Raw genomic sequence first — 5386 nt, 5'->3', positions numbered from 1 at the left:
TATATAAAATAATAAAAAATATATAAAACAAATAGAAAGTTAAAATATAAAATAATAAAAATAACATATAGTTTATAAAGCAATATAAAATAAATACAAATAATAATTAAAAAGCAATACAAAAATAAAACTACATACAAAAAAAGAAAAAACTTTAAATTTGAATTTTTATAAAAAATGATTAATGTGATTATATAATGTTTAAATAATTATTTTTTATATTAAAGTTAAACATTTAATTTGTTTTTAGAATTAATATATTTAACTTTATCTTAAAAGAATTATCATTTTGTTGAAATAAGATAGACATTTTAAGATTTTTATTTTAGATAGAAATATAAATTTATAGGTTTTAAAATCTATTTAAGCTTTTTACTAGGGTATTTAGTTGTGTAATTTTTATTAAAATTGATAAAAATATATAAAATATTATAAATAAAAAATTTTTTTATTTATAATAAAATTGATTTTAAATTAAGGCGTATTTTAAAACTTCATCAAAACTATCAACAGCGATAATTTGCATGTTGTTAAGAACTTCTTCAGGTATATCTTTTAAATCTCTTTCGTAATTTTTCTTAGGGATTAAAGCGGTTTTAATTTCTGCTTTATAAGCTGCTATTAATTTTTCTTTAAGTCCTCCTATAGGCAAGACTTTTCCACTAAGATCAATTTCTCCTGTCATAGCAACATCGCATTTTACTTTTTTTCCACTAAATATAGAAGCAATTGCTGTGCTAATTGTTATACCTGCACTTGGTCCATCTTTTGGAGTGGCACCATCTGGAACGTGAATGTGTAAATTATATTGATTGTAAATACTTTCTTTTGTGTTATAAAACATTTTTTGAGAGATTTTTAATTTTTTTTCATCAATTAAAACTTTTATTACACTAAATGCTATTTTAGCGGATTCTTTCATCACATCTCCTAAACTTCCTGTTAGGATGAGTTCTCCTTTGCCTTTAATTTTAATGATTTCAACTTTTAAGACATCTCCACCTACTGGAGTCCAAGCAAGTCCATTAACTTGACCAATTTGATCTTTTTGTTCTCGTTTTTGAATTTCATATACTTTTTTATCTAAAAATTCTTTAAGATTCTTTTGATTGATATTTACTTTTTTAATATTTTCTAAGAGAAGTTTTTTTGCACTTTTGCGACAAAGTTCAGCGATTTTGCGTCTTAAATTCCTTACGCCTGATTCTCTAGTATATTCATTGATTATGAGTTCTATTGTGCTATCATTGATATTTAGTTCATTACTTTTAAGACCGTGTTTTTTGATTTCACTAGGTATAAGGTATTTTTTAGCAATTTGGAATTTTTCATTAGGTGTATACGAACTTAATTCTATAAATTCCATTCTATCTCTTAAAGGACCAGGAATATTGCTAATATCATTAGCAGTTGCAATAAAAATAATTTTACTTAAATCTATATTAAAATTAAGATAATAATCTCTAAATTTGGTATTTTGCTCAGGATCTAAAATTTCAAGCAAAACAGCACTTGGATCGCCTCTAAAATTTCTATTTAACTTATCAATTTCATCTAAAACAACTATAGGGTTGATCTGTTTAGCTTCTATAAGTCCTTGAACAATGCGTCCTGGCATTGCTCCTATATAAGTTCTTCTATGTCCTCTTAACTCATTAACATCTTCAAGCCCCCCTAGTGCAATACGCACCAATTCTCTTTTTAAAGCTCTTGCAACTGAATTAGCCAAAGAAGTCTTTCCAACACCTGGAGGACCATATAGGCAAAGAATCACTTTAGCTCCGTCTTTATCAGCAATTTTACGTTTTTCTAAGAGTTCTCTTACGGCAAAATACTCTTCAATTCTTTCTTTAGGTTTGTTAAGAGCATAATGATCAAGGTTTAATTGCTTGGAAACTTCTTTAATATCAAGTTTTCTTTTTGATATTTTTTCAAAAGGTATATCAAGGGCAGTTTCAATATAGGTTTGTATCATAGAAGCTTCTGAATTATCTTGATGAATTCTTTCAAATTTTTCTATTTGTTTTTTAATTTCTTTGTAGCTATCTTCATAAATGTATTTCTTTTTAAGCTCTAGTTTTTTGTAATATTCTTTTATTTCATCTTCTTTTTGCGTATCGCTACCGAGTTCTTTTTGAATTTGTCTTAGTTGTTCTTTTAAAAAATATTCTTTATTGACTTTATCAATACGTGAATGAACTTTATTTTTAATTTCTTTTTGAATTTTATTTGTTTCAATTTCTTGAGCTATAAGATCTATTAATTGTAAAAGTTTATTTTCAAGACTAGTTTGAATAAAAAATTCATATGCTTTTTGTTTTTTGATGCGTATAGTATTTAAAATCAAATCACAAATTCTTGATGCATCAGTCCCTTCTTCTATAGTTCTTAAAAGATCGGGAGAAAAATAATGACTAATATTAGTTAAAATTTTAATTTTTTCTTTTAAAACATTAAGCAGAGCTTCTTGTTTCGCTTCTTCTAAAAAATCTTCTCGTATAAGTTCTATCTCAGCTTCCAAAGGTTTATTTGAGATTTGTTTTATTATTCTTCCTTTAGCATAGCCTTGAAATAATATTTTAACGCGTCCATCTGGTAAAGGAACCTTTCTCATAATCGTTCCAATTACCCCGCAATCAAAAATTTCATCAAAATTTCTTCCATTGCCAAATTTTGATGGAGCGACAAAAAGCATTGTTTCATTTTTTATTGCTAATTCTAAAGCTTTCATATTTTGGGAGTCATTTATAAAAATAGGTGTAATCATAAAAGGATATAAAAATAATTCATCTTCAACTAAAACAGGAAGTATAGCTGGATAATTTTGAATTTCTTCAATTTGCATTTTCTTTCCTTAAAAACTTTCAAATATACTTCTATACCAAGGAAGTTCTGGTTTTATGATACTTTTATGGAAAAATTCAGAATGTTCGATACGATCTTTGTAAATTTCATAACTTTGTTTTCTATCTAATCTTTTGTAAAGATCTTTTATCGTATCATCTAGATAAAAAATAGCAAGATTAAATTTTGTAAGCATGGTTTGCACTAGTGGTTTGTATTCTGTATAAGGATATTTTTTAAGAAAATTATCTATTTCTTTTTGACTTTCCAACATTAAAGCTTGATTTCTATTTGGTTGAGAAAAAGCATCAAATTTTGCTTTAATTTTTAAATAATGAATATAATCGATATTTTGAGAAGTACCAAATTTTTTATTGTACTCGTCAAGATAAAAATCTGCTAATTGATATTCTTCTTCATCAATATGAGCTTGTGCAAGAATGATAAGTACGGTTTCAAGTAAAGGATCTGAGATATGTTCGCTTGCCATACCATTATAATGAGTATCAGCTTTTTCTAAATCCTTATCTTTTAAATCTTTAATAATCAGATCATACCATTCTTTGGCATTTAGATTATAAAGCTCATTGGAATTTTTGACACTACAAGCACTAAAAAAAAGGCTTAAAATAAAAACTAATAATAAAATATTTTTTTTCATCATAATATAAATTCTATATCCTGTTAAATTTTTGCTATAATTCTAATCATTTTATAATTATTTTTTTATTAATTATAATAAAATTAGATAAACAATTTTAATTTTTTTGGAATTATTATTGCTTATTTATGTTAGAATATCCGAAGTTAAACTTGAGGAGAAAAAATGACCCTGGCTGTTAAATGTCCTATATTAGGTTTTGAAGAAACTAAAAATATGGAATTTTCAACTATCGATGAAGTATTTGTAAGATTAAAAAGTCTTGATGGTAAAGAATTTTCTTTTGTTCTTATTAATCCTTATTTAATTCGTCCTGATTATGAATTTGATATTCCAACCTATTACCAAGAATTACTTGCGTTAAATCCCCAATCAAACATGAAAGTTTATAATATAGTAGCTATAAGTGATACTATAGAAGATTCAACTGTTAATTTTTTAGCCCCAGTGGTGATGAATTTAGATAATAATAGTATGGTTCAAGTTATTTTAGATTCTACAAACTATCCTAGTTTTTTTCAAGCAGAAAAAATTTCTGATTATATAAAAAAATAATATTAACTAATAAAAATGCTAGATATTTATATTCTAGGAAATGGAGCTATGGCAAGTGCATTAGCTCAAGGTTTATATGGGAAATATCAAGTTAATATTGTAGGAAGAAGCAAAGAAAAACTCATCAATTTAGAAAAACAAGGTTTTAAAACTTTACTTTATAAAGATTTTAATCCAGAGAATAAAAATATTATTTTAGCTTTTAAACCCTACGCTTTAAAAGATATGGCAAATATTTTAAAATATAAGGCTAGGATTGTTATTTCTGTTTTAGCTAATATTTCTTTTGATGATTTAAAATGTATTAAGGCGCAAAATTATGTTAGAATTATGCCTAATATTGCAGCAAAATATAAAGTTTCTGCTACTCCGTATTTAATTCAAAATTCACATTTTAAAGATGAAATTCTTCAAATTTTGCAAACTTTTGGAAATATTTACGAATTAAACGATGAAAAGCAAATGAATGCTGCAATGGCAATTAGCGGTTGCGCCCCAGCTTTTTTAGCTTTGGTGGCTGAAAGTATTGCTGATGGAGGTGTTTGTGAGGGTTTGAGTAGGGATTTAAGTATAAAACTTACACAAGGTCTTTTTGAAAGTTTTACACAATTATTGTTACATAAACATACAGCTTTAATTAAAGAAAAAATTTGCTCCCCTGCTGGTGTTACTATTAAAGGTATTAAGACTTTAGAAAAATATGCCATTAGATCTGCTTTTATGGAAGCTTTAAATTCTAGCTCATCTTAGATGAAAAAGGCTTTTTCTTTTATCGAGCTTATATTTTGTATAATAATTTTATCTTTTATTTTTATTTCCTTGCATTTAGTTTATATACAAAATTTATAAAAATTATGAATTTTTAAGTTTTTTTCAAAGACTTTATAATTTAGAAGAAAAATTATACGATAATCCAAAAGTTAAAAATATATTAATTAATACTTCAAATTTAGGTTCTTTAAATTTATTAGAGGAGTATGAAAGCGATGGTTTATTTGAATTAAAAAAAATAAATATTAAAGATAAAAATTATACTAGTTATTTTCAATGAAAAAAGCTTTTACTCTTTTAGAAGTTATTTTAGGTTTAATTATTTTTTCTGTTTTATCTGTAATTATTTTAAAAATTTTATCTCAGATTTATTTTTATCATTTTGAAACTTTAAAAAATCAAAATACAATTTTAAATCTAAAATATGCTTTACTTAATATAGATAGAATAACTCAAAAATGCTTAAAAACAAAAATACAAGATAATATTTTAACTTGTTTTTTATTTGATAAAGAAAATCTTTTATCTTTAAAAGATAATCAAGCTATTATAATA

Annotated in this window: 5 protein-coding genes; 3 read left to right on the top strand and 2 right to left on the bottom strand. The window is 24.8% G+C overall.

Annotation, left to right across the window (positions count from 1 at the left end):
* Positions 1-469: 469 nt before the first annotated feature.
* Both lon and bamD read right to left on the bottom strand, forming a co-directional pair.
* Positions 470-2845 carry an endopeptidase La gene (gene lon, locus JG676_RS07580; RefSeq protein WP_200217845.1) on the bottom strand — a complete coding sequence of 792 codons (2376 nt, stop codon included), beginning with the start codon at positions 2843-2845 and terminating at the stop codon, positions 470-472.
* A 9-nt stretch (positions 2846-2854) separates the two neighbouring features.
* Positions 2855-3505, bottom strand: a complete 651-nt coding sequence (bamD, locus tag JG676_RS07575; RefSeq protein ID WP_200169556.1) for an outer membrane protein assembly factor BamD — start codon at positions 3503-3505, stop codon at positions 2855-2857.
* A 165-nt stretch (positions 3506-3670) separates the two neighbouring features.
* Here bamD and fliW point away from each other — a divergent pair, with 165 nt between their 5' ends.
* The 3 genes from fliW to JG676_RS07560 all read left to right on the top strand — a co-directional run.
* On the top strand, positions 3671-4060 hold the full coding sequence (gene fliW, locus JG676_RS07570) for a flagellar assembly protein FliW (protein ID WP_200169557.1): 390 nt from the start codon (positions 3671-3673) through the stop codon (positions 4058-4060).
* 15 nt (positions 4061-4075) lie between these two features.
* Entirely contained in the window at positions 4076-4810 is a 735-nt protein-coding gene (locus JG676_RS07565) for a pyrroline-5-carboxylate reductase (RefSeq protein ID WP_200217844.1), read from the top strand.
* 297 nt (positions 4811-5107) lie between these two features.
* Positions 5108-5386: type II secretion system protein (locus tag JG676_RS07560; RefSeq protein ID WP_200217843.1), on the top strand; the 279-nt coding region annotated here is incomplete at its 3' end.

The organism is Campylobacter sp. 2018MI34, from assembly GCF_016598975.1.
Taxonomy (GTDB): domain Bacteria; phylum Campylobacterota; class Campylobacteria; order Campylobacterales; family Campylobacteraceae; genus Campylobacter_D.
This window is presented reverse-complemented; position numbering and strand designations above follow the sequence as displayed.